The organism is Micromonospora krabiensis, assembly GCF_900091425.1.
Lineage (GTDB): Bacteria > Actinomycetota > Actinomycetes > Mycobacteriales > Micromonosporaceae > Micromonospora > Micromonospora krabiensis.
The window spans coordinates 6,685,021-6,708,069 of record NZ_LT598496.1 but is presented as its reverse complement, the minus strand read 5'-3'; the positions used below and the strand labels follow the sequence as shown (position 1 = coordinate 6,708,069).

General features: G+C 74.2%; 20 protein-coding genes and 1 tRNA gene. 9 read left to right on the top strand and 12 right to left on the bottom strand.

Annotation, left to right across the window (positions count from 1 at the left end; all coding sequences use genetic code 11):
• Nucleotides 1–65 precede the first annotated feature (65 nt).
• The 3 genes from GA0070620_RS30865 to GA0070620_RS30855 form a co-directional block, all read right to left on the bottom strand.
• Nucleotides 66–1,214, bottom strand: a complete 1,149-nt coding sequence (locus GA0070620_RS30865) for a branched-chain amino acid ABC transporter substrate-binding protein (RefSeq protein ID WP_091596923.1) — start codon at nt 1,212–1,214, stop codon at nt 66–68.
• A gap of 382 nt (nt 1,215–1,596) precedes the next feature.
• Nucleotides 1,597–2,769, bottom strand: coding sequence for a hypothetical protein (locus tag GA0070620_RS30860; RefSeq protein WP_157741735.1), 1,173 nt, complete (start codon nt 2,767–2,769; stop codon nt 1,597–1,599).
• Nucleotides 2,770–2,824: 55 nt separating this feature from the next.
• Complete coding sequence (locus GA0070620_RS30855) at nt 2,825–3,445, bottom strand: ANTAR domain-containing response regulator (RefSeq protein WP_091596917.1); 621 nt, start codon at nt 3,443–3,445, stop codon at nt 2,825–2,827.
• Nucleotides 3,446–3,541: 96 nt separating this feature from the next.
• On the opposite strand from GA0070620_RS30855, the gene GA0070620_RS30850 reads away from it, so the two are divergent.
• The 3 genes from GA0070620_RS30850 to GA0070620_RS30840 all read left to right on the top strand — a co-directional run bounded on the left by GA0070620_RS30850 (nt 3,542) and on the right by GA0070620_RS30840 (nt 5,280).
• Nucleotides 3,542–3,619: transfer RNA gene (locus tag GA0070620_RS30850), tRNA-Leu, on the top strand.
• 33 nt (nt 3,620–3,652) lie between these two features.
• Complete coding sequence (locus GA0070620_RS30845) at nt 3,653–4,402, top strand: transcriptional regulator (protein WP_091596915.1); 750 nt, start codon at nt 3,653–3,655, stop codon at nt 4,400–4,402.
• A gap of 227 nt (nt 4,403–4,629) precedes the next feature.
• Nucleotides 4,630–5,280 carry a Rossmann-fold NAD(P)-binding domain-containing protein gene (locus tag GA0070620_RS30840; protein WP_091596912.1) on the top strand — a complete coding sequence of 217 codons (651 nt, stop codon included), beginning with the start codon at nt 4,630–4,632 and terminating at the stop codon, nt 5,278–5,280.
• A 19-nt stretch (nt 5,281–5,299) separates the two neighbouring features.
• Here GA0070620_RS30840 and GA0070620_RS30835 read toward each other — a convergent pair whose 3' ends face one another.
• A complete protein-coding gene (locus tag GA0070620_RS30835) occupies nt 5,300–6,460 on the bottom strand; it encodes a trans-sulfuration enzyme family protein (protein WP_091596909.1) in 1,161 nt (386 codons plus the stop codon).
• Nucleotides 6,461–6,562: 102 nt separating this feature from the next.
• On the opposite strand from GA0070620_RS30835, the gene GA0070620_RS30830 reads away from it, so the two are divergent.
• The 3 genes from GA0070620_RS30830 (at nt 6,563) to GA0070620_RS30820 (ending at nt 9,750) form a co-directional block, all read left to right on the top strand.
• Nucleotides 6,563–7,042 (top strand): Lrp/AsnC family transcriptional regulator, encoded by a 480-nt coding sequence (locus GA0070620_RS30830; protein ID WP_091596907.1) that lies wholly within the window; start codon nt 6,563–6,565, stop codon nt 7,040–7,042.
• A 43-nt stretch (nt 7,043–7,085) separates the two neighbouring features.
• Nucleotides 7,086–8,096: an LLM class flavin-dependent oxidoreductase gene (locus GA0070620_RS30825; RefSeq protein ID WP_172836351.1), complete on the top strand. Its 1,011-nt coding sequence runs from the start codon at nt 7,086–7,088 to the stop codon at nt 8,094–8,096.
• 220 nt (nt 8,097–8,316) lie between these two features.
• A complete protein-coding gene (locus GA0070620_RS30820; protein ID WP_231922024.1) occupies nt 8,317–9,750 on the top strand; it encodes a pyridoxal-dependent decarboxylase in 1,434 nt (477 codons plus the stop codon).
• Nucleotides 9,751–9,863: 113 nt separating this feature from the next.
• On the opposite strand, the gene GA0070620_RS30815 is transcribed toward GA0070620_RS30820, so the two are convergent.
• From GA0070620_RS30815 to GA0070620_RS30795, 5 genes are all read right to left on the bottom strand, one after another.
• Complete coding sequence (locus GA0070620_RS30815; RefSeq protein ID WP_091596903.1) at nt 9,864–10,811, bottom strand: sulfite exporter TauE/SafE family protein; 948 nt, start codon at nt 10,809–10,811, stop codon at nt 9,864–9,866.
• Nucleotides 10,812–10,921: 110 nt separating this feature from the next.
• Nucleotides 10,922–11,386 (bottom strand): RrF2 family transcriptional regulator, encoded by a 465-nt coding sequence (locus tag GA0070620_RS30810; RefSeq protein ID WP_091596900.1) that lies wholly within the window; start codon nt 11,384–11,386, stop codon nt 10,922–10,924.
• 56 nt (nt 11,387–11,442) lie between these two features.
• Nucleotides 11,443–12,327: an acyl-CoA thioesterase gene (locus tag GA0070620_RS30805; protein ID WP_091596897.1), complete on the bottom strand. Its 885-nt coding sequence runs from the start codon at nt 12,325–12,327 to the stop codon at nt 11,443–11,445.
• A complete protein-coding gene (pyk, locus tag GA0070620_RS30800; RefSeq protein ID WP_091596895.1) occupies nt 12,324–13,772 on the bottom strand; it encodes a pyruvate kinase in 1,449 nt (482 codons plus the stop codon). Before pyk ends, GA0070620_RS30805 begins: the two co-directional genes overlap by 4 nt.
• A gap of 367 nt (nt 13,773–14,139) precedes the next feature.
• A complete protein-coding gene (locus GA0070620_RS30795; protein ID WP_091596892.1) occupies nt 14,140–14,505 on the bottom strand; it encodes a YciI family protein in 366 nt (121 codons plus the stop codon).
• Nucleotides 14,506–14,787: 282 nt separating this feature from the next.
• On the opposite strand from GA0070620_RS30795, the gene GA0070620_RS30790 reads away from it, so the two are divergent.
• The gene (locus GA0070620_RS30790; protein ID WP_091596890.1) at nt 14,788–15,108 is read left to right on the top strand and encodes a hypothetical protein; all 321 of its coding nucleotides are present in this window, start codon (nt 14,788–14,790) and stop codon (nt 15,106–15,108) included.
• Nucleotides 15,105–15,665, top strand: coding sequence for a hypothetical protein (locus tag GA0070620_RS30785; protein WP_091596887.1), 561 nt, complete (start codon nt 15,105–15,107; stop codon nt 15,663–15,665). The genes GA0070620_RS30790 and GA0070620_RS30785 overlap by 4 nt, the downstream gene beginning before the upstream one ends.
• On the opposite strand, the gene GA0070620_RS30780 is transcribed toward GA0070620_RS30785, so the two are convergent.
• The 3 genes from GA0070620_RS30780 to GA0070620_RS30770 form a co-directional block, all read right to left on the bottom strand.
• Nucleotides 15,624–19,769, bottom strand: a complete 4,146-nt coding sequence (locus tag GA0070620_RS30780) for a CHAT domain-containing protein (RefSeq protein ID WP_091596884.1) — start codon at nt 19,767–19,769, stop codon at nt 15,624–15,626. The two genes, GA0070620_RS30785 and GA0070620_RS30780, sit on opposite strands and share 42 nt — an antisense overlap.
• 63 nt (nt 19,770–19,832) lie before the next feature.
• Entirely contained in the window at nt 19,833–20,423 is a 591-nt protein-coding gene (locus GA0070620_RS30775) for a dihydrofolate reductase family protein (RefSeq protein ID WP_091596881.1), read from the bottom strand.
• Between the two features lie 168 nt (nt 20,424–20,591).
• Complete coding sequence (locus GA0070620_RS30770; protein ID WP_091596879.1) at nt 20,592–21,431, bottom strand: lipase family alpha/beta hydrolase; 840 nt, start codon at nt 21,429–21,431, stop codon at nt 20,592–20,594.
• A 247-nt stretch (nt 21,432–21,678) separates the two neighbouring features.
• Here GA0070620_RS30770 and GA0070620_RS30765 point away from each other — a divergent pair, with 247 nt between their 5' ends.
• Nucleotides 21,679–23,049, top strand: a complete 1,371-nt coding sequence (locus tag GA0070620_RS30765; RefSeq protein ID WP_091596876.1) for a pentapeptide repeat-containing protein — start codon at nt 21,679–21,681, stop codon at nt 23,047–23,049.

The window sequence follows — 23,049 nt, the reverse complement described above, 5'->3', positions numbered from 1 at the left end:
GGGGGTCTCCTTGAATCGAGTGCGGCCGGGGTGGAAGACCCCGGCCGCACTCCATCGCGTAGGCGTCAGCTGAGCTTGAGCTCCTGCAGCGGCTCGATCGCCGTGCCCTTGATCTGGTAGGCCCAGATGACGACCTTCGACGGGTCGACGTCACCCTTCGAGTCGAACTTGATGTACTTCGACACGCCCTGCTTGTCGTACGACTTCACGTACGCCAGGATGTCCGCCCGGCTCTTCTTGCCGTCCTTGAAGGCGTCCAGGTAGATCTTCGCGGCGTCGAAGCCCTCCGCACCGTAGGAGCCCGGCGCGATGCCGTACTCCTTCTGGTAGTCCGCGGAGAAGGTGCCGCCGGCCTTGTCGGCCGGGAGGCACGGGCAGGTGATGATGGCGCCCTCGGCACCGCCCGACGCGCCCTCCGGGAAGGCGGTGTCGTAGAGGCCGTCCGGACCCACGAACTTGGCCTGCACACCGGCGGCCCGCATCTGCTTCACCAGCGGCGCGGCCTCACGGGTGTAACCGCCGTAGAAGACGAAGTCCGCCTGCGCCGACTTGATCTTCGAGATGGTGGCGTCGAACTGCGCCTGCCGCTCCTGGATCTTGTCCTTGTTCACGACCAGCGGGCCCAGCTGCTTGCCCAGCTCCTCGGTGATACCGGCGCCGTAGGCGCTGGCGTCATCGACCATGAAGACCTTCTGCGCGTTCTGCGACTTGAGGTAGGTCGCCACCGCGCCGGCCTGCGTGCCGTCGTTGCCGACCACCCGGAAGAAGGAGGTGTTGCCCTTCTGGGTCAGGTCGGTCCGGGTCGCCGACGGGGCGACCATCGCCAGGCCAGCGGCCTGGTAGATCGGCATCGTCGCGTCCGACTCACCGGAGAAGTGACCACCGATGACACCGAGGAACGAGTTGTCGCCCGCGATCTGGTTCGCGAACGGGGTCGCCACCGCCGGGTCGCCCTGGGTGTCGAACTCCTGCATGGTGACCTTGCAGTCCGGGTTCGCCTCGTTGAACTGCTTCACGGCGAGCTTCGCGCCGTTCAGCGAGGGGATGACGAGACCGGCGTTGTCACCGGTGAACGCACCAAAGATCGCGATCTTGCCACCACAGTCGCCCGACGCGGTGCCACCCTCGCCACCCGAGTCCTGGCAACCAGCGGCCACGACCAGGGTCGCGGCGAGCGCGGCGGTGCTCAGCGCCCGTACATAGCTTCGCCTCACGGCTTCCTGACCTCCTCCAGATGCGGGCCCGCGCTGACCCGACGTACCCGGGGACAGCAGCAACCCGCAGTTCCACCCACCCCGCAGGGACGCCCCCTGCGTTACGGCTCGTGATGGCGGAGCGTACCGACACGGCACACCGTCTCGGAAGGCCTAATGGCGGGGTCTGCGAAACCGTTACGAAGACGCGCGCGAACCATCAGATAGTTGTCACAGGTCAATCCGACTTACGGTCCTTAAGGGCCTGCAATGGGAGGCGACAAACGGCTTTCGTCGGCTCGCCCACCAGGCAGTTCACCCGACGGTCGACCGAGCCGGCGACCCACCGGCCACCCTGTATTCGATCGACCACTCAGCGTGACGACGCCTTGATCGTTCGGCTTCAGAGTCCGGACGGGACCGGCGCCCACCACAACCCGGCGCGCGAGCCGTCGTCCGCCGCCAACCACCAGCGGTCCCCGACCGCCACCACCGCCACGTCCCGGTCGGTCCCCGCCGCCGGCGACACCGGAGTCCAGACCGGGCGCCAGGTCGCCCCCCGGTCCGCCGACTCCCACACCGAATGCCGCTCACCGTCGGCCACCGCGGCCACCAGGCGACCGCCGGCCGCGACCAGGCCCGTCACCGACGGCACCCCGGCACCGGCCCGCCGACCGAACGCGCCCGCCGCCACCCACCCGGACGACTCCTGCCGCCAGGCACCGAACGTGCCGCCCCGCAGCCCCACCGCCACCGGCACCCCGTCGACCAGCGCGACCCGCTGCAGCTCCTCGTAGTCCCGGCTGCCCGGCAGCACCGTCCGCCGCCACGAACGCCCGTCCGCCGACACCCAGACCGCCGGATCCCGGTCGATCCGCCCCGCCGGCAGGACACCACCCACCGCGAGCCAACCCTCCGGCCCGGCCACCGCGTCGAAGGCCCAGCTCACCCCGGCCGCGTCGCTCGCCAACTGCGGCGCGCCCTCCACCAGCGCGAACTCCGCGGCGTCGGCCGACACCCAGGCCGCCGCCCCACTCGACCGGTTACCCGTGATCAACCAACCACCCGGGCCACCGGCCAGCCGCGACACGTTCACCGCCTTCGGCCCGCCGAACGTCTCGAACGGCGCCTGCACCTCCACGAGACCGCCGTCCGGCGCCTGCCGCCACGTGCTGATCCGCGGGTAACCGTGCGCACCGCCCACCTTCGCGCCGATCACCGCGGCCACACCGGCACGGCAGCCCACCGCGTAGAGCACGTTCTGCCGCCCGTAGAACGAGTCCGCGCGCACCGGCACGCCGCGCCAGGCCAGCCCGTCCACGCTCGTCCACGCCGCCGGACGGGTGCCCCCCGCCGAATCCGCGACGCCCCCCACCACGAACCAGCGGCCGGCGCACGCCACCGCGTCGCGCACCAGCAACCGGCCCGCCGGACCCGGAGGCGCGGGCAGGTCGAGCGACTGCCAACCGACCTCGACCGGCCGCGGCTCGTCGTCGCCGTCCGAGCCTCCGGACGTGCAGCCGCCGAGCAGCACGACGACGACACCGAGCACCGCGACCACCCGCCGAACGGACACGGATCCGATGCTATCGATCAGGGGACGCGCGGCGCGCCCCCCGACCGTCCGCCCCTCAGGAGGCCGGGCGGGTCACCTCACCACCGGCCGTCTCGGCGATGATCCGCTCGGCGACCTCCTTCATGGTCATCCGGTGGTCCATCGCCGTGCGCTGGATCCACTTGAACGCCTGCGGCTCGGTCATCCCGTACGTCGTCATCAGCGCACCCTTGGCGCGCTCGACGGTCTTGCGGACCTCCAGCCGGTCGGTCAGCCCGGCGACCTCGGACTCCAGCGCGGCGATCTCGGAGTAGCGGGAGAGCGCGATCTCCACCGCCGGCACCAGGTCGCTCTTCTGGAAGGGCTTCACGAGGTACGCCATCGCGCCAGCCGCCCGCGCCCGCTCGACCAGGTCCCGCTGGCTGAACGCGGTCAGGATGATCACCGGAGCGATCCGGGCGCCGGCGATCCGCTCGGCCGCGGCCAGCCCGTCCATGATCGGCATCTTGATGTCGAGGATGACCAGGTCGGGCTTGAGTTCCTCGGCCAGCCGGACGGCGGTCTCGCCGTCGCCGGCCTCCCCCACCACCTCGTAGCCCTCTTCGACCAGCATCTCGGCCAGGTCCAGCCGGATGAGCGCCTCGTCCTCGGCGATCAGTACGCGCCTGCGCTCGGCATCCGTCTGCGTCTCGGCCACGAGCCCTACCCCCACCAGTCAGAACCCGACACCCGCCATGCCGGGTGTCGTCGCCCTTAGCCTAGTGGGTACCCTGTTGGGCGAGAATCACGGAACGCCCTCGTAGCCCAACCGGCAGGAGGCAATGGATTCAAAATCCATCCAGTGTGGGTTCGAATCCCACCGAGGGCACCAAAAGCTGTCATACGTGCGTTCGAAGATGCTTCCGTGCATCCACCCGAGGTTCGCGCTCGCGCCCGACGGCAGTACCTGGCCGGCAGCACTGTGGGGGAAATCGCCAAGCAGCTCCGGCTCCCCTATCCCACTGTTCGCCACTGGTGTGTAGATCGGCCGGAACGGAAGCGGCGCGGCACCGAGTTACGCTGCTTCCGCTGCCGGGAGGACGTCGACAATCCGGCAGATCCGGGCGCCTACGCCTATCTGCTTGGTCTCTATCTGGACGACGGGCACCTGGTCACCTCCGCCCGGGTGCCCGTGTTAGGGATTTACTGCTCCAACGCCTGGCCCGACCTCATCGACGCCTGCGAAACGGCCATGAAGGCGGTGCTGGCCGGTTCCACTCAGCGGATCCAGCAGAAGGGGTGCGTGAGTGTGCAGAGCTACGGGAAGCACTGGCCGTGCCTGCTCCCGCAGCACGGCCCGGGTAAGAAGCACGAGCGGCCGATCGTCCTCGCCGGGTGGCAACGCGAGATCGTGACCGCCCACCCAGGTGAATTCCTGCGGGGCTTGTTCCATTCCGACGGCGCGCGGTTCGCGAACCGGGTGCGGGTGCGCGGCAAGGAGTACGTCTACCCGCGCTACCTGTTCAGCAACAAGTCGGCCGACATCCTGGGGCTCTGCCAGTGGGCGCTGGACCTGCTCGGCGTCGCCTGGCGGAGGAACCGGCCCGACTCGCTGTCCGTGGCCCGCCGGGCCGCGGTCGCGGCGCTCGACCGCCACGTCGGGCCGAAGTCCTGACGCTCCGGTGCGCGCCGGCCGCCCGCGCGATCAGGCGGGCCGGTCGGCCGAGGGTCAGGTCGGGTGCCGAGCCCCGCCGAAGGTCACGCGATGCGACTGACCGATCAGTAGGGCTACGCTCTCCTCGCTCTGGCGACCGAGCGCCGTCACGAGGGGTCGCGCCGGCGCCGGGGCAAGGTCACCGACGCGGTGGCCCGGCTCGTGGCGACGGACGCGGAGGTACGACGGTGCGAGTGGTGGTGTTCGGCGCGACCGGGATGCTGGGCCAGGGTGTGCTGCGGGAGTGCCTGCTCGCCGACGACGTGACGGACGTGCTGGTGGTCGGTCGGACGCCGACCGGTCGGCGGCATCCGAAGCTGCGGGAGGTCACGATCCCGGACCTGGGTGACCTGGACGGCGTACGCGACGAGCTGGCCGGGGTCGACGCCTGCTTCTACTGCCTCGGCGTCTCCTCCCTGGGGATGGACGAGGCGACGTACACCCGGATCAGCTACGACTACCCGGTGGCGGCGGCCCGGCTCCTGGCGGAGGTGAGCCCGTCGGCGACGTTTGTCTACGTCTCGGGTGTCGGCACCGACTCCTCGGAGCGGGGCCGGGTGATGTGGGCGCGGGTCAAGGGGCGTACCGAGAACGCGGTGATCGCGCTGCTGCCCCACGGCTACGCGGCCCGGGTGGGGTTCATTCTGCCCACGCAGGGGGTGGTGTCGAAGACCCGCTGGTACCGGCTGGGGTACGCGGTCACCCGTCCGCTCTTTCCGCTGCTGCGACGGCTCTTCCCGAACCAGGTGACCACCACGGACCGGTTGGGTCGGGCGATGCTGCGGGTGGCCCGGGAGGGCTCGCCGCGGCGCGTGCTGGCGGGGCGCGACCTGCGCTGAGGCCGGGTCGGTAGACCGGTCAGACGACGCGGGCCAGGGCCTGGGCGAGGTCGGCCCGCAGGTCCTCGGGGTCTTCCAGGCCGACCGAGATGCGCAGCAGTCCCCCGGCCGGCTTCGCGTCGCCCTCGACGGGGCGGTGGGTGAGCGAGGCGGGGTGCTGGATGAGGGTGTCCACCCCGCCGAGGGACACGGCGTGGGTGATGAGGCGGCAGGCGCCGGCGACGGTGGCGGCGGCGGGGGCGCCGCCGCGTACCTCGATGGCGAGGAGGCTGCCGGTGCCGGACATCTGGCGGCCGACCAGCCCGGCGGGGTCGTGCCGGGAGGGGTGGTGCACCTGGGCGACGGCGGGGTGGTCGGCGAGCCAGGCGGCGAGCTTCTCGGCGCCGGCCTGCTGGGCGCGGACCCGCACGGGGAGGGTCTGCAGGCCGCGGTGCAGCAGGTAGGCGCCGAGGGGGTGCAGGATCGCGCCGGTGAGCGCGCGGACCTGGCGCAGGCGGCTGGCCCACTCGGCGTCGCAGGCGACGGCGCCGGCGAGGACGTCGCCGTGGCCGCCGATGCTCTTGGTGGCGCTGTGCAGGACGAGGGCGGCGCCGTGGCGGGCGGGCTGCTGGAGGACGGGGGTGGCGACGGTGTTGTCGACCAGCAGCGGCACGTCGCCGGCGGCGTCGGCGAGGGCGGCGATGTCGACGAGGTCGAGGGTGGGGTTCGCGGGGGTCTCGGCGACGACGAGGGCGGTGTCGGGGCGAACGGCCGCGCGGATCTCGGCGGGCCGGGCCCAGGTGACGGTGGTGCCGAGCAGCCCGGTGGCGAGCACGTGGTCGGTCCCGCCGTAGAGGGGGCGGACGGCGACGATGTGCCGGTGGCCGTCGCGGGTGGCGGCGAGTAGGGCGGCGGTGAGGGCGGCCATGCCGCTGGCGAAGGCGACGGCGTCGGTGGTGCCTTCGAGTTCGGCGAGCGCGGTCTCGAAGCGGGCGACGGTGGGGTTCCAGAGCCGTTGGTAGACGGCGCTGCCACCGGTGGGGAGGGTCCCGCCGGTGGCGAGGGCCTCGTACGCGTCGCCGCCGTCGGTGACCGACGGCAGCGGGTTGGTGGTGGAGAGGTCGATGGGAGGCGCGTGGACGCCCAGCGCCGCCAGGTCGTCGCGGCCGGCGTGTACGGCTCGGGTATCCACAGTCGTCATGGCGGACAGGGTCGAATATCAGGCCGCTGTGACGCAACAGTTCCGAACATCATTCTGCCGGAGGCGCTGGATCGGCGAACTGATTCGGTGAAGGATGTTCTCATGCCCCCTGTGTCGAATGATGTGCGGTTGTTGCCGGCGCTGGACGACGTGGATCGCGCGATTCTCACCGAGTTGGCGGCCGACGGCCGGCTGCCGAACAACGCCCTGGCCGAGCGGGTCGGGGTGGCGCCCTCGACGTGCCTGTCCCGCACCCGGGTGCTGCGTGAGCGCGGCGCGATCCGTGGTTTCCACGCCGACGTGGACCCGGCCGCGCTGGGGTTGCCGTTGCAGGCGCTGGTCTCGGTGCGGCTGCGGGAGCACGAGCGGCCGGCGGTGGACGCGTTCCGGGCCCGGTCGGTGCGGCTGCCCGGGGTGGTGTCGGTGTTCCACGTGGCCGGCGCGGAGGACTACGTGCTGCATGTGCGGGCCGCGTCGGCGGACGCGCTGCGGGACTTCGTGCTCGACCACCTGGCGGTGGATCCGGCGGTGCAGCACACCCAGACCAGCCTCATCTTCGAGCAGGCCCGCGGGATGGGATGAGCGGGTGGGAACAAATCCGGCGCGTCACGGGTTGCCGTGGCGTGTGATCGACGTACCGCTCTCCGTCCTTGACCTCGCACCGGTCGCCGCCGGCTCCTCCGCCGGCGAGGCCCTGCGGCACACCACCGAGCTGGCCCGGCGCACCGAGGAGCTGGGTTACCACCGTTTCTGGGTGGCCGAGCACCACAACATGCCCGGCATCGCCAGCTCCGCCCCGGCCGTACTGCTCGCGCACCTGGCGGCGGCGACCTCGACCATCCGGCTCGGTTCGGGTGGTGTCATGCTGCCGAACCACGCGCCGCTGGTGGTGGCCGAGCAGTTCGGCACGCTGGAGGCGTTGCACCCGGGGCGGATCGACCTGGGAATCGGCCGCGCGCCGGGCACCGACCAGGTGACCGCGTTGGCGCTGCGCCGGACGATGGAAGGGCTGTCGGCCGAGGGGTTCCCGCGGGAGCTGGCCGACCTCATGAACTACTTCAGCGGCGAGGAGTCGGGCCCGATCACCGCCACCCCGGGTCGGGGTCTGCAACCGGCGGTCTGGCTGCTGGGCTCCAGCGGCTTCAGTGCCCAACTGGCGGGCATGCTGGGGTTGCCGTTCTCCTTCGCGCACCACTTCAGCGCGCAGAACACGCTGCCCGCCCTCACGCTCTACCGGCAGAGTTTCCGGCCGTCGCGGTGGCTGGACGAGCCGTACGCGATGGTGGCCGTCAACGCCGTCTGCGCGGACACCGACGAGCGGGCGGAGTGGCTGGCCGCGCCGGCCGGGCTCTCGTTCCTGAAGCTGCGGTCGGGTCGACCGGGACCGCTGCCGACGCCCGAGGAGGCGGCGGCGTACCCGTACACGGAGGTCGAGCGGGAGTTCGTGCTGCAGCGCCGGGAGGGTCAGGCGATGGGCTCCCCGGAGACGGTACGGCGGCAGCTCGGTGACCTGCTGGAGCGCACGGGCGCGAACGAGCTGATGCTCACCACGCTGGTGTACGACGTCGAGGACCGGGTGCGCTCGTACGAGTTGATCGCCGAGCAGGTCGTCGGTGGCCTGCGTCGGGACGCCTGAAACACGATCTTCACGCTGGCGTCACCCCCGCGACCCGGACGGTGCCTAGTTTTGAGTCCGGTGGTGGTACGGCATCTTCGGTCGGGACGGGTCGGAGATGCCGCGGTGTGGCGCACCGGGCCGGAGCTGTGCGGATTCCGCGGCTGCGGCCCGGTGCCTGCCGCCGGCCCGGTGCGACCCCCCTCTTGCGACCCGGCGCGATTGTTGATCGACTCCGTGGGTGGCCGAGCACATGGATCCCGAGGAGTTCCGCCGCGCCGGTTACGCGGTGGTGGACTGGATCGCCGACTACTGGTCGACGCTGGGGCAGCGCCCGGTGGTGTCGGGTGACCCGCCCGGGGCGCTCGCGGCGGCGCTGCCGGCGGGCCCTCCGGTGGACGGTGAGCCCGTCGACGCGGTCCTCGCCGACCTGGACGCGCTGGTCGCGCCTCGGCTGACCCACTGGCAGCACCCCGGTTTCTTCGGCTACTTCCCGGCCAACACCTCGGGTCCGAGCGTGCTCGGCGACCTGGTCAGCTCCGGGCTGGGCGTGCAGGGCATGCTGTGGGCGACCAGCCCGGCCTGCACCGAGCTGGAGACGGTGATGATGGACTGGCTGGCCGGGCTGCTGGACCTGCCGCGGCGGTTCCGGTCGGACACCCGCGGTGGCGGGGTCATCCAGGACTCGGCGTCGTCGGCGACCCTGGTGGCCACCCTGGCCGCGCTGCACCGGGCCAGCGACGGCCGCTGGCGGGAGGCCGGCGTCGACCGGCGCTACCGGGCCTACACGTCGACCCACGGGCACTCCTCCATCGAGAAAGCCGCCCGGATCGCCGGGCTGGGCGCCGACGGGGTGCGCGCGGTCGAGGTGGACCCGGCCAGCCAGGCGATGCGGCCGGCCGCGTTGTGCGCCGCGATCGAGGCGGACCGGGCCGCCGGTGAGGTGCCGGCGATCGTGGTGGCGACCATCGGTACCACCTCCACCACGGCCGTCGACCCGCTGCCGGAGATCGGGGCGATCTGCGCCGAGTACGGGATCTGGCTGCACGTGGACGCCGCGTACGCGGGTGCGGCCGCGGTCTGCCCGGAGCTGCGCTGGTCGCACGCCGGACTGGAGTTCGCCGACTCGTACTGCTTCGACCCGCACAAGTGGCTGCTGACCGGGTTCGACTGCGACGCGTTCTGGGTGGCCGACCGGGGCGAGTTGGTCGAGGCGCTGACCGTGATGCCGGAGTTCCTGCGCAACGCCGCGACCGAGTCCGGTGCGGTGCTCGACTACCGGGACTGGCAGGTGCCGCTGGGTCGCCGGTTCCGGGCGCTGAAGCTGTGGTTCGTGCTGCGCTGGTACGGCGTCGAGGGGCTGCGCGCGCACGTGCGCCGCGGGGTGGCGCTGGCCGCCCGGTTCGCCGGGCGGGTACGCGCCGACGACCGGTTCGAGCTGGCCGCCGCGCATCCGTTCTCGCTGGTGTGCTTCCGGCTACGGGCCGCCGACGAGGTCAACGCCGAGCTGCTGGCCCGGGTCAACGGCACCGGCCGGGTCCACCTGACGCACACCCGGGTCGACGGCCGGTTCACGCTGCGGCTGGCGGTCGGCTCCCCACAGACCGCCGAGGCGCACGTCGACGAGGCGTGGACGCTGCTCCAGGCAACCGCCGACGACCTCATGGCAACCTGAGCGCCGACGCTCGGCGAACGTTGATCCCCTCGGGTTTCTTGATGTCGGGGTGTCCGGGCCGAAGCGACACCGCGACATCAAGGAACCCGAGTGGATCTCCTGCCGCCTTCGGGTCAGGAGTCCACCGCGACCGGCAGCCGGCGCGGCTGAGCGACGGTGCCGGCGGTGTCGGTGACGGGCGCCGGCTCGGCGAGCGCCCGATCCTGGCGGGTGCGGCGTAGCGCCCGGAGGGCGAGCGCCAGGGCGGTCAGCCAGCCGGCGGCGAGCAGCCCGTAGACCACACCGGACAGCGGGGTCCCCACCGCACCGGCGCGCAGCAGGGTGCGGGCGTTGGTCAGGACGATCACGCCGCCGACGGCGGCCCCGAGCAGCTGGGCCGGGACGGTCCGCACCAGCCAGGCGGCGACCGGAGCGGCGATCAGGCCACCGACCAGCAGGGCGGCCACGGTGGGCAGGAGGAAGCCCTCGGAGCCGAGGCCGATCAGGAAGCCGGCGCTCGCCGCGAGGGCCACCACGGTCTCGGCGGTGTCGACCGAGCCGATCACCTTGCGCGGCTCCAGGCGGCCGGAGACCAGCAGCGCCGGCGTGGCGACGGGACCCCAGCCTCCACCGCCGGTGGCGTCGACGAACCCGGCGACCAGACCGAGCGGGCCGAGGAACCGCCCCCGCAGGCGACCCCCGGTGCCGGCGGAGCGCAGCGGTCGGGTGAACCGCACCAGCAGGTACGCGCCGAGGGCGAACAGGATGCCGGCCATCCACGGCGCGGCGGACTCGGTGGACAGGGAGCTGAGGACGGTGGCGCCGGCGAAGGCACCGAGCGCGCCGGGCAGGGCGATCCGGGAGACCACCCGCCAGTCGACGTTGCCGAACCGCCAGTGCGCGACGCCGGCGGCGAGCGTGGTGCCGACCTCCGCGAGGTGCACCGAGGCCGACGCGGCGGCCGGCGCCACCCCGGCGACCAGCAGCAGGGTGGACGAGGTCAGCCCGTACGCCATGCCGAGTGAGCCGTCGACGAGCTGCGCGGCGAGCCCGACCAGGGCGAGGACCAGCAGCTTGCGCATGACGCACCCCCGGCTTTTCGGCATGACCTATCGACTTGGTCGACAATGCGGCACGGAGGTGCCTCGGTCAAGTCCCCGATCGATGGGTGGGACGCCTCAGGACAGGTGGCTCAGGTCCAGGCGCGCGGGTCGGCGGCCAGTTCGGTCACCCGGGGCGGCAGGGTGCCGGCCGCGACGTCGGCCACGGTCACCAGCTCCAGGATCTCCCGCTCGCTGGCCCGCAGCGCGATCCAGACCTCCTGGAGGGAGCGGGCGGCACCGTGGTAGCCGAGGTCCTCCGGTCGCTGTCCGCGTACGTGGGCCAGCGGCCCGTCGATCACCCGGATCACCTCGGCCAGGGAGATCTCCTCCGCCGGGCGGGCCAGCCAGTAGCCGCCCTCCGGGCCCCGCTGGGCGTTCACGACGCCGCCGCGGCGCAGCTGGAGCAGGATGCTCTCCAGGAACTTCGGCGGGATCTCCTGCGCCCGGGCGATCTGGTCGGCCGTGACCGGGCGACCCCGGCCGGGGCCGCTGCCCGTCGCCGCGAGCTCGGCGACGGCGCGGAGGGCATAGTCGACCCGAGCGGAGAGGCGCATGCGGCAAGGTTAGCGGCCTGGTCAGCGTGTCAGGCCGCCGCCCCTGCACGAATCGATCACGCGCCCACGCGGCGCAGCAGACCCTCCTGGACGGCGCTGGCGATCTGCCGGCCGTCCGTGGTGAACATGCGGCCGGTGGCCAGACCCCGCGCGTCGGACGCGGACGGGCTCCAGCAGTCGTAGAGGAACCACTCGTCGGCGCGGAACGGCCGGTGGAACCACAGGGCGTGGTCGAGGCTCGCGCCCACCAGGCCACCGGGCCCCCACACCTCGCCGTGCACCGAGAGCACCGAGTCCAGCAGGGTGAGGTCGGAGGCGTACGTCAGCGCACAGGCGTGCAGCAGCGGATCGTCGGGCAGCTTGCCGTCGATTCGCATCCAGACGCGCTGGTGGGGGTCGGCGGGGCGGTCGCCGGGGCGTACCCAGCCGGGCTCGCCGACGTAGCGGACGTCGATCGGCCGGGGAATCTGCCCCCAGATGCCGAGCCGCTCCGGGTAGCGGGCGAGCCGCTCGGTCATCGTCGGCACATCCTCCGGCCCCGGCACGTCCGGCGGCGCCGGCGCCTGGTGGTCGAGGCCCTCCTCCGCGCGGTGGAACGACGCCGACATGAAGAAGATCGGCTTGTCGTGCTGGAGGGCCACCGACCGGCGTACCGAGAAGGAGCGCCCGTCCCGGACGTTCTCCACCTGGTAGTCGATCGGCTCGGACGGGTCCCCCGGGCGCACGAAGTAGCCGTGCAGGGAGTGCACGAAGCGCTCCGGGTCGACCGTGCGGCCGGCGGCGACCAGCGCCTGGCCGGCGACCTGGCCGCCGTAGACCCGCTGCGGGCCCACCGGGGGACTCATCCCCCGGAAGGCCATCTCGCCGTTCGGCGTGAGGTCGAGGACCTCCAGCAGCTGGTCCACCGCGGCCTGGCCGACGGCGACCGGCGGGTTGCTCACTGCAGCGCCCGCGCCGACGCCGCGTCGACCAGCGACCCGAGCTGGTGCACGCGCAGCGTGTTGGTCGAGCCCGGGGTGCCGGGCGGGCTGCCGGCCACGATCACCACGTAGTCGCCCGGGTTGGCCCGGTTGAGGCCGAGCAGCGCCTGGTCGACCTGGCGGAACATGTCGTCGGTGTGCTGCACGAACGGCATCAGGAACGTCTCCACGCCCCAGCAGAGCGCGAGCTGGTTGCGCACCTCGGGAACCGGGGTGAAGGCCAGCAGCGGCAGGTCGCAGTGCAGCCGGGACAGCCGCCGGACGGTGTCACCGGTCTGCGAGAACGCCACCATCGCCTTGGCGCCGATGGCCCGGGCGATCGAGGAGGCCGCGACCGTGAGCGCGCCGCCGTGTGTACGCGGGTCGTGCTGGAGCCGCGGCACGGCGATCGAGCCGGCCTCGGTGGTCGTCACGATCTTGGCCATGGTGCTGACGGTGAGCACCGGGTACTTGCCCACGCTGGTCTCGCCGGACAGCATCACCGCGTCCGCGCCGTCGAGCACCGCGTTGGCCACGTCCGAGGCCTCGGCGCGGGTCGGGCGGGAATTCTCGATCATGGAGTCGAGCATCTGGGTGGCCACGATGACCGGCTTGGCGTTCTCCCGGCACAGCTGCACGGCCCGCTTCTGCACCAGCGGGACCTGGTCCAGCGGCAGCTCGACGCCGAGGTCACCGCGGGCGACCATGACCCCGTCGAACGCCAGCACGATGGCCTCCAGGTGGTCCACCGCCTCCGGCTTCTCGACCTTGGCCAGCACCGGGCGGCGGACACCCTCCTCGTCCATGATCGAGTGGACGAGCTTGATGTCGTCGGCCGAGCGGACGAACGACAGCGCGATCATGTCGACGCCGAGGCCGAGGGCGAAGCGCAGGTCCTCCGCGTCCTTCTCCGACAGCGCCGGGACGCTGACCGCCACGTTGGGCAGCGAGACGCCCTTGTTGTTGGAGACCGGGCCGCCCTCGGTGACCAGGACGCGGATGTCGTTGCCGGTGACGTCGATGACCTCGACGGCGACCCGCCCGTCGTCGATCAGCAGCCGGTCGCCGGGCTTCACCTCCTGCGGCAGCTTGCGGTAGGTGCAAGAGACGCGCTCCTTGGTGCCGACGACGTCGTCGCCGGTGATCACGACGGAGTCGCCGGTGCGCCACTCGTGCGGGCCGTCGGCGAACCGGCCCAGCCGGATCTTGGGGCCCTGGAGGTCGGCGAGGATCGCCACCGGCTTGCCGGACGCCTCGGCCGCCTCGCGGACGAGCCGATAGACCGCCTCGTGGTCGGCGTGGCTGCCGTGGCTGAAGTTGAGTCTCGCCACGTTCATCCCGGCCTCTACGAGCCCCCGGATGCGCTCCGGCGACGAGGTGGCGGGACCAAGAGTGCAGACGATCTTCGCGCGGCGTGTCACGCCCATCAGGCTAGTCTCTCTTCCGGGTCGATCCGGGGGCCGACCCCTTGCGGGCTGCGGAACAATTGTCCAACGTCGCGCGGTACGCGCGCGTCTCGGCGGGTGACACCCCGCCGGGGAACGTTGTGGCTGTGGCGGGCAACGGCGACCGCGCGCCGGGAATCGTACGCCTCCGGCGTCGGCGCCCACCGGGGTGCTCCCGCGGGCCGGTCCAGCTCCGGTGCCCCCGGCCGTCGGGTCGGGCCGACGCGGCGGGGCCGGGCGAGTGGCGCCCCGGCCCGCCCGTCAGCGACGGACCTCGATGGCGCGACGCTAGCACCGACGGTCGTGCGACGCCGTCACGATGACGACACCCACCGATGCCCCCGCCCGCTCAGCTCTCGGTCTTGGCGAGCGGGAACTCCAGCGAGCCGGCCGGGCAGAGGAACGTCATCACGTCCACCCGGTAGAGCCCCGCCTGGACCGCCGGATCGGCCTCCATCACGCTGCGCACGTCGTCCACCGAGCCGGTGCGCGCCAGCCCGAACCCGATCGGCGGGTCCGGGTTGCGGGCCGGGCCGTCGACCGAGCCGGAGACGAGGATGATCCCGCGGCGCTGCAGCGCCTGCACGTGCTCGGCGTGTTCGGACTGCAGGCGTTGGACCGTCTCGGGTGGCAGCGCCCGGCCGGCGGCGCCGGGATACAGCACGATGCACTCGTACGTGTCGAGCGCGAAGTCGACCTGCGGCACTCCCGTCACTGGCTGCCCCCTCCCGCCGGGTGTCGGGCGGGGCGACCCTCGGTCGACACCGCCGGCACCGGCCCAGCGTCGCACGGGCCGTGGCGGCGTCGCGGACGCTCGGCCAATCCGGCGCCCCGCCCCGCCCGGTCTCCGTCGGATCGGGCGGTTCCGGTCTCCCCCGGCCGGTCCGGGCGGACCGTCCCGGGCCGGGCCGGCGACGCCCCCGGCGCGACGGATGACCGGTGGGCCTTGGACGGCTACCGTGGACGGTCCGTAGCGGCCGGGGAGCGGGAGGCGCGGGTGCAGGAACGCGAGCCGGCGGCGGGCCCGGACCCGCTGCCGTACGCCGAGGTGACCGACGACGGCTACGCCGTGCGGGCCGCGGAGACCTTCACCGCCCGGGAGTACGGTCCGGCGCTGCTGCTCAGCGGCGACTGCCCCCGTTGTGGGCACCCGATCAGCTGGCCGCTGGTGGACGCCGTCTACAAGAACGTCACGCCCGTGCCGTCGGCCGACGCCGATCACCGGGCCGTGCTGTGCACCTGCGAGTCCGAGCACCCGGCCCGCCCGGCCGGGCGCAGCGGCTGCGGCGCGTACTGGACGCTGGAGGTGGAGCGGTGATCCGGCTGCGGCCCGGCCCACCGGCGACGACCGCCGACCTGCGCCGGGCGCAGCAGCTGGCCGGGCTGCTCCAAGACGAGCTGGCCCGCGTCCGCGCCGCCGCGCTGGCCTGGCGCAACGGGCTCGGTGGCCTGCTGGTGGCGCTGGTCGGGTTCAGCCTGATCCGGGGCCGCTCCGACGTCGGCACGCTCGCCCCCGGGTGGGGCGCCTTGGTCGGTGTGCTGCTGCTGGGCGCCGTCGTCGCCGGGGCGGCCGGCGCGCTGACGCTGCTGCGGGCCGCGCACGGACCGCTGTCCGTCACGCCGGTGGCCGCGCTGGCCCCGTCGCCGCTCGGCGACCACCAGGAGGCCCTGGCGGCGGCCCGGTCCCTGCGCACCGGGGTGCGGCTGGTGCTTATCTGCACCGCCCTGCTGGTGGCGGCCGTCGGCGTCACCTGGTACGCGCCGGGTCGCCCCGGCCCGTCCGCCGCCGCCGACACCGCGATCACCGCCCCCGGGCTGACCGAGGGTGCGCGCTCAGGGACCGATGTGGACGTAGCCGGCCCACAGGTCCGGTAGGCCGGGCAGCGCCGCCCGCAGGTCCCGTACCGCCCGGTGCAGGGCCGTCGCCGCGCGCTCCGGGTCGATGCCGCCCGGCACGGCCAGCCCGGCGTAGAGGTCCTCGCAGAGCCGCACGGTCAACGCGTCGGAGATGGACCAGAGCGCGCCCACGACGTGCCGGAATCCGGCGAGTTGGAACGCGGTGCCCAGGGTCAGCGCCTCGTCCGGCAGGGCCGCGCCGCCGCGTACCGTGTCGCAGGCGGAGAGGACGGCGAGCGCGGCCGACGTGCCGGCCGGTCGCCACAGGTCCCGCACGTGCAGCGGCCCGCCCGCCAGCACGAGCCGACCCCGGGCCGGGGCGGCCAGGTGCTGGTGGCCGTGGCAGGACAGGTGGGCCACCGGCCGCTCGGGCAGGGCCGCCAGCACCGCCGCGGGCGTGGCCGCCGCGCCGGTCAGCGACGTCACGTGCGCGACGTGCCGCCGGACGATCTCCTCCTCCCGGGCCGCGCCGGGCAGGTCGGCCAGCCCGGGCGTCCGCGGCATGCCGACGACCAGCGCCGACGTGACCGGCGCCGGCGCGGCGGGAACCCCGCGCCGGGCGTGCCGCAGCGCGCGCAGCGACGCGGTGTACGAGGGGATCACCCGGTCGAGCACGCCGTCTCCCCCGCCCAGCGGGGCGGCGGCGTGCAGCGGCAGCAGGGTGAGCAGGCCGGTCGGGCACCACCACAACCGGGGCGGGTGGGTGGTGCCGGGCGGGGCGTCCGACGGGTCGAGGGCGTCGAGCACCGGAGCGGCGACCACCCGCCACAGCCAGTCCAGCGTCTCGGCGACCCGACGGCGGGCCGCGAGGCGCCGTCGCTCCGTCTCCACCGGCCCGGCGTCCCCGCCGCTGATGGGAGCGCTCAGCTCGGCCAGCGCGGCGAGGCAGGTGGCGGCCCGGACCGCCAGCTCGGCGTGGGTCAGCTCCGGCAACGGCACCGCGCGCACCCGACCGGGCGTGACCACCAGCCCGTCACAGCGCCGGCCGGACACGTTGACCAGGACCACCGGGCCGCCGACCGCCGCGTCGGACAGCTCGGCGAACGAGGGCGGAAGCAGGAACGTGGCGAAGCCGGGCAACCGGCGGATCTCGGCCAGCAACTCCCGCCGGCGGGTGGCCAGCTCGTGCCGGCGTTCCGGCCCCGCCGACACACCCCCGGCGGCCCGCGCCGTTGACGCTCCCCCGACGGCCGCCCCCGGCGACGTGCCCCCGACGCTGCTCGGCGACACCGGGGTGCCTCCGGCGCCCGGTGCCGACAGCCCACCGACCGGCAGCGCCCCCGGCGCGGCGCTCACCGGGGGCATCCCCGGCGCGCCGGAGGCCGGAGCCGGGTCGAAGCCGTCCAGCCCGGCCTGCAGCTCGGCGAGGCGGTCGGCCAGCCGGGGGGCCCGCTCCCGCAGGACGGCCAGGTCGGCGCCGGCGTCGTGGGCGCGGGTCAGCAGCACGCCGCGGCCGTGTTCGAGCAGCTCCACGGCCCGGCGCGGCAGGTCGAGGGCGATCGCCACCGCCGCCGCGTCGCTGGCCAGGCCGGGGAACCGCCCGAGCAGCCGGCCCTGATCGTCGGGGTCCATGCCGTGCCAGGCGGCGAGGTCGAGCAGCTCGATCGCCGTGGCGTACCCGTCGAGGGCCTCGGGCAGGTCGGCGGCGCGGGAGGCGTACGCCGCCGCGGCGGTGGCCCGCAGCAGCGACGGGGCGGCCTCGACCCCGGCGGCCTCGCGCAGCGCGGCGGTCGCCTCGGCCGGGTCCGGCCCCGGGAGCGCGGCCGGGCCCGTCGGGTCGTCGTCGGGTGGCCCGGCCACCGTCTCGATCGCGTAGGCGAGGTTGATCAGGCCCATCGTCCGGTCCGGGTGGCCGGCGGGCAGGGCAGCCACCGCCGACCGGTGCGCGGCCAGCAGGTCGGTCGCGTCCCGGGTGGTCCGGGTCGCCCGGAACCGCAGCAGCAGCGCCCCACCGAGGTTGATCAGCAGCCGGTGCCGTTCACCGGCGGGCAGCGGCAGCGACTCGGCGGACCGGGCTGCGTCGACCGCCTCGTCGAGCGGGCCGGTGTCGCCGGTGAGCAGGTGCTGGAGCACGTACGCGATGGTCAGGACGACGGCGACCGGCCCGTACGCCTCGGGGTCCTCCCGCCGTGCCAGCTCGGCCGCCTCGCGCAGCATGCGGACGGCGGTGCGCGCGTCCCGCTCGGCGGCGGCGGTCACCGACGCCGCGTCGGGCCCGCTGGGGCCGGCGCCGGGCAGCGCGCCGTTGACGGCCAACTCGACGCGCCGGTTGAGGACGCTCGCGTGGTTGACCAGTGCGGCCAACCGGTCGGGATGGCCGGGTGGGCTCGCGTCCACGGCCCGGCGGAGCACGTCGACCGCCTCGGTGAGGATCGCGAGGTCCTGGGTGCGGGCGAAGAGCGCCTGCAACGCCAGCCCCAGGTTGGCCAGGTGGCGGGGCAGCACCGGCGCGTCGGCCGGGACACCGGCGACGGCGGCCCGGTGCGTCGCCACCGCCTGCTCCAGCAGGTCGGGCTCGCCCGCCCGGTCGGCCAGCTCGTAGAGCAGGCGACCCAGGTTGTTGAGCAGGCCGGGCCGCTGCGGATGCTCCGCCGGGAGCAGCCGCTCCGCCTCGGTGAGCAGGTCCCGGGCCTCCCGCGTCGTGCGGGTGCCGTCGAGGGCGGCGGCCCACTCCCCGAGGGTGTAGCCGAGGTCGCCGAGGCGCAGCGCCCGGGTGACCGGGTCGCCCGCCGCCGAGACGCCCTCCCGCAGCAGGCGCACCGCCTCGGCGAGGTCGGTGGCCCGCCGGTGCAGCGCGTACCGGGACGCCAGCAGCGTGCCGACGGTGTGGCGTACGCCGTCGGTCAGCGCGCCGGCGAGGCCGGTCTGCTCCACCGCCCGGTACGCCTCGATCGCCGCGTCCAGGTCGGCCGGGTCGCGGTGCCGTTGGTGCCGCTCGACGAGCAGCGACGCGAGGCTCACCCCGCTGACGCCGGCCAGCTCGTCCGGGAGGTTCCCCGCGGTCAGCACCGACCGGTTCGCCTCGATCGCGGCGGTCAGGTCGTCGTCGCCGCCGCTCAGCAGGAACCGCTCGGCGGCCACCGCGCCGTGGACCGCGCCGATCCGGGGGTCGACACCGGCGCGTACGGCGAGGGCGAGGACGTCCGCCGCGCGGTCGAGGTCGGCGGGGTCGCGACGCCGCCGCCACCGCTCGCGCAGCCGCTGACCCAGGTTGGCCCGGGCCGTCGTCACCAGCGGTGAGCCGGCCGGCGCCGTGCGCACGGCCTCGTCGAGCAGCCGGATCGACTCGTCCAGCGCCTCCGCGTCACCCGCCAGCTCGTACCGGTCGCCCAGCACGTTGCCGAGGTGGAACAGCCGGGCCGGTCGCTCGGGGTCGGCGGCCGGGGTGGACTCCAGGCTCTCCCGGTGCGCGTCGATCGCCGCCGGCAGGCAGCGCCGTCGGCCGAGGTAGCGGAACTGGTCACGGTGCACCCGGCCGAGCGCGGTGAGGTAGCGCAGCCGCTCCGGCGTGCCGGTCGGTGTGCCGGCCAGCGCGCGTTTCAACAGCCCTTCGGCCCGGTCGGCCGCCCGGTAGTCGCCGGACCACTCCGCGGCGCCCATCAGGGCGACGGCCTCCTGGTACAGCTCCGCCGGCTCGCCACCGCCCCGGCCGGTCGGGCCACCGGATCCGCCCGGGCCGGAGCACGGGGTGGGGATCCGGCCACCGGCGGGTGCGGCGGTGGCCGGGCCGGACGGTGGCCCGTGCGCGCGCAGCAGCGCCAGAAGCGACGGCGGTACGCGCTCCGGCGCGAACCGCACCAGGACCTCGGTGAACCGCACGGCGTGGGCGAGTTCGTCGGCGTCCTGACCGGGTGGCAGGACCTGGTAGCGGTACCAGAACAGGCAGGCGAGCAGGAAGACGCCCTCGGCGACGTGGTCGGGCATCGGTGGACGCGGCGGGGTGCGGGTCACCAGGTCGATGACCGCCTCGGCGTCGCGGATCGCATCCGCGTCGAGCACCCGTCGGGCGTCCATCGTGGCGCCGAACCCGTCCAGCCGCTCCCGGAGCCGGCGGACCGGGTCGGCCCGGGACCGTCGCCACATCCCGCCTCCTCCGCCGCACGCATCGGCCTCGGTTCAGGGGTAGCAGAGCGGGCGGGCGCCCCGCTAGCGCGTACCCGACGCGGGCCGCCGGACCAGGTAGCGCAGGTGGGTCACGTGTGGTGAGTCCACTGTGGCGATCCGTTCCAGCTCGATGGGCGCGTCGCCGAGGTCCGCGAACAGGCGGCGGCCCGCGCCGAGCAGCACGGGGGCGAGCTGAACGCGGACCTCGTCGACCAGGCCCGCGGCCAGGAACTGCTGGCCGACCGCCGCGCCCATGAGGCGTACGTCGCGGTCTCCGGCGGCGGCGGTGGCCCGGGTGAAGGCGTCCCGGACGTCGGTGACGAAGGTGAAGGTGCCGCTCTTCTCGACCCGCTCGGCGAGGGGGTCGTGGGTCAGCACGAAGCAGGGCACCGGAAACGGGGTGTCGTTCCAGACGTCGATGCCGACGTCGAACGTTCGTCGGCCGAGCACCACCGCGCCGGTGCCCGCCTGCGCGCCACGAACGATCTCCGCGTCCACCTCGTTCGCCGAGGCGTCGAAGATCCACTGGTGCAGGCGGAGCCCGCCCACGCCCATCGGGTGTTCCACACTGACGTCGGGGCCGGCGATGAAGCCGTCCAGCGACATGGTGACGTCCAGCAGTACGCGTGCCACGGCAGCCCCTCGTCGAACGTCCCGGACCGGCAGGTGTCGACACCGTACCCATCGCGGTGGTGCGGTTCCAGCACGTGACCGGGCGCGGCGCGACCCGCCGCGCCCGGTGCCGCGTCGCGCGCCGGCCGGCCGCGGGCGGGGTCGCGCCCCGCCCGCGGCCGGCCGGTGTCAGAGGGCCAGGCAGTTGGGGCGTACGGGGGCGTCGGCCAGCGCGCCGCGGATGACGGTGTACGTGGTGCCGTCGAGCACGAGCCCGAGGTGGCCCACCACCCGCAGCGGGCAGTACGACTGGATCAGCACGTTGGTCGCGCCGTCGGCGAGCGTGGCGTTCTGCGTCGGCCGGACGAGTTCGTCCTGCACCGTCCGCACGGTGGTGTAGCGCACCGAGCCGGGGGTGTCGTCGCCGTCGTTCAGGTCGCCGAGGAACGCCGAGCCGATCGTCATCTGCTGGCAGGCGACGACACCGGCGCAGCTGCCGAGGCCGAGGAACTGGAGGATGTTGGCGACGTACGTGCCGTACTGCGGGGTGCCGAGGCTGACGTACCGCGCGACGGCGGGGGTGCCGCCGAGCCGCTTGAGGTAGTAGCGGGAGACGAGGCCGCCCTCGGAGTGGGCGACCAGGTCGACGGTGGTCGCGCCGGTGGCCGCGCGGACCTGCGCGACGTAGCCGGCGAAGGCCCGCGCGGAGGTGGGGATGTCCCCGAGTCCCAGCCCGGGCAGTTGGTAGACGTACACCCGGAAGCCGTCGGCGCGCAGTCGGGCGGCGAGCGGCTCGTACGCGATGGCGACGCCGCTGAGGCCGCCGACGACGATGACCGTGCGGGCCGCGGCGGTGCTCACGGCGGGGGCGTTCGTGGTGGGGGTGTTCGCGGCGGCGGCCTCGGGGACCGCGGCGGACGCGGGCCGGGGCGCGGCGGACGGCGCGGCACCGGCAGCGGGCGGCGCGGCGAGGACGGCGCCGACGGTGGCGGCGAGGGCGAGGGCCAGTGCGGTCTTTCGGAGCAGCATGGCTGCACCTCCGGTGGGAGGCACCCGGCGGAACCGGGGGACGGGTGGGGGTGTCCGGTCGACCGTGGATCGATGATGGGGTTAACAATTTAGAAACGTCAATGAGAAGTTACGCGCCGGTAACTGTTGTCCCGGCGAGCGCACGATCCGGCATATCGGGCCGACCCCGCCGACCGTCCACAGTCGCCGGCACGGTCTCGACCGGTGAACGCCGTCCGCCGCTCCCCCGGACGCGACGGAAGGTGGCATGCTGAGCGCCGTGCGCGCCAAGGAGGCCCCCGACGGGCAGCTACGGGTGATGCCGTGGTGGCTGGTGCTGCTGGGCCTGCTCCTCGCCGCGCTGCTGGGCTGGCTGGTCCTGGACTGGCTGCTCGGCGAGGCCGACCGCGCCACCCAGCCCGACACCCGGGCCACCCTGCGGGTCGACGCGATCCGCACCGGCCTGACCGTGGTGGCCGGCACCGGAGGCGGGCTCGCGCTGCTGCTGGCCGCCCGTCGACAGTGGATCGGTGAGCGGGCGCAACGACACCAGGAGGCGGTCGCCGCCCGTGACCAGGAGCACCGGGAGCGGGTGCAGGCACACACCGAGGCGGTGACCGCGGCCGCCGAGCGGCACCAGGAGCGGCTGGCCGCCGCGGCCGAACACGACGCCGGTGAGCGCCGCCTGACCGAGCTCTACACCCGCGCGGTCGAGCTGCTCGGCAGCGACAGCGCGGCCGTACGCCTCGGCGGGCTGCACGCGCTGGAGCGGCTCGGTCAGGACCATCCCGCCCAGCGTCCGACGATCATGGCGGTGCTCTGCGCGTACCTGCGGATGCCGTCGGCCGACGGCGAGCCGCGCGAGACGGAGGTGCGTCGCAGCGCGCAGCGGGTGCTGACCCGGCACCTGCGGGCGGGCGACCCGGCCCACTGGCCGGGCACGGTGCTCGACCTGAGCGGCGCCCGGCTCGACGGGTTCGACGCGAGCGGCTGCGAGTTGGTCGACGCGGACTTCTCCGGGGCGGTGTTCACCGGGGCCACCACCTTCGCCGGCGCCACCGTACGCGGGCGGCTGCGCCTGGTCGACGCGGTCCTCGCCGACGCGGCCCTGGACGACCTCGCCGGCGACGGCGAGGTCGCGCTCGACGGCGCGCGGTTCGCCGGCCGCGCCAGCTTCGACCGGGCCCGGTTCACGGGGGGTCTCTCCTGCCGGCGGGCCGCGTTCACCGAGCGGGCGTCCTTCCACGGCGCCGGCTTCGACCGGCCGACCAGTTTCGACGCCACCCACTTCGACGACGGCGCCACCTTCACGGAGGCCGCGTTCGCGGGCGGCCTGTCGATGGAGCACACCGAGTTCGCCGGACCCGCCGACTTCCGGGGCACCCGGTTCGCCGACATGGCGCTGTTCCGCTGGACGGTGTTCGCGGCCGAGGCGTGGTTCGAGCGGGCGCACTTCGCCGGGGCGGCGAACTTCGGCCGCGTCCGCTTCCAGGGCCCGGCGAGCTTCGAGGGGGCACGACTCCACCGGCCACCGCAGGTCGACCAGGCCCGGGCGACCGCCGGCGTCGCGCACGTGTGGCCGGAGGGGACGACGGTACGGCGGCTCGACGACGAGTGGCTGGTGCTGGTCGACCGCTGA

What these genes read in the sequence shown, in the direction of transcription:
- GA0070620_RS30780 (WP_091596884.1), bottom strand. Translation starts at nt 19,769, where the DNA reads ATGTGGCGACGGTCCCGGGCCGACCCGGTCCGCCGGCTCCGGGAGCGG.
- GA0070620_RS30765 (WP_091596876.1), top strand. Translation starts at nt 21,679, where the DNA reads ATGCTGAGCGCCGTGCGCGCCAAGGAGGCCCCCGACGGGCAGCTACGG.
- GA0070620_RS30815 (WP_091596903.1), bottom strand. Translation starts at nt 10,811, where the DNA reads ATGCGCAAGCTGCTGGTCCTCGCCCTGGTCGGGCTCGCCGCGCAGCTC.
- GA0070620_RS30835 (WP_091596909.1), bottom strand. Translation starts at nt 6,460, where the DNA reads ATGACGACTGTGGATACCCGAGCCGTACACGCCGGCCGCGACGACCTG.
- GA0070620_RS30830 (WP_091596907.1), top strand. Translation starts at nt 6,563, where the DNA reads ATGCCCCCTGTGTCGAATGATGTGCGGTTGTTGCCGGCGCTGGACGAC.
- GA0070620_RS30810 (WP_091596900.1), bottom strand. Translation starts at nt 11,386, where the DNA reads ATGCGCCTCTCCGCTCGGGTCGACTATGCCCTCCGCGCCGTCGCCGAG.
- pyk (WP_091596895.1), bottom strand. Translation starts at nt 13,772, where the DNA reads ATGGGCGTGACACGCCGCGCGAAGATCGTCTGCACTCTTGGTCCCGCC.
- GA0070620_RS30770 (WP_091596879.1), bottom strand. Translation starts at nt 21,431, where the DNA reads ATGCTGCTCCGAAAGACCGCACTGGCCCTCGCCCTCGCCGCCACCGTC.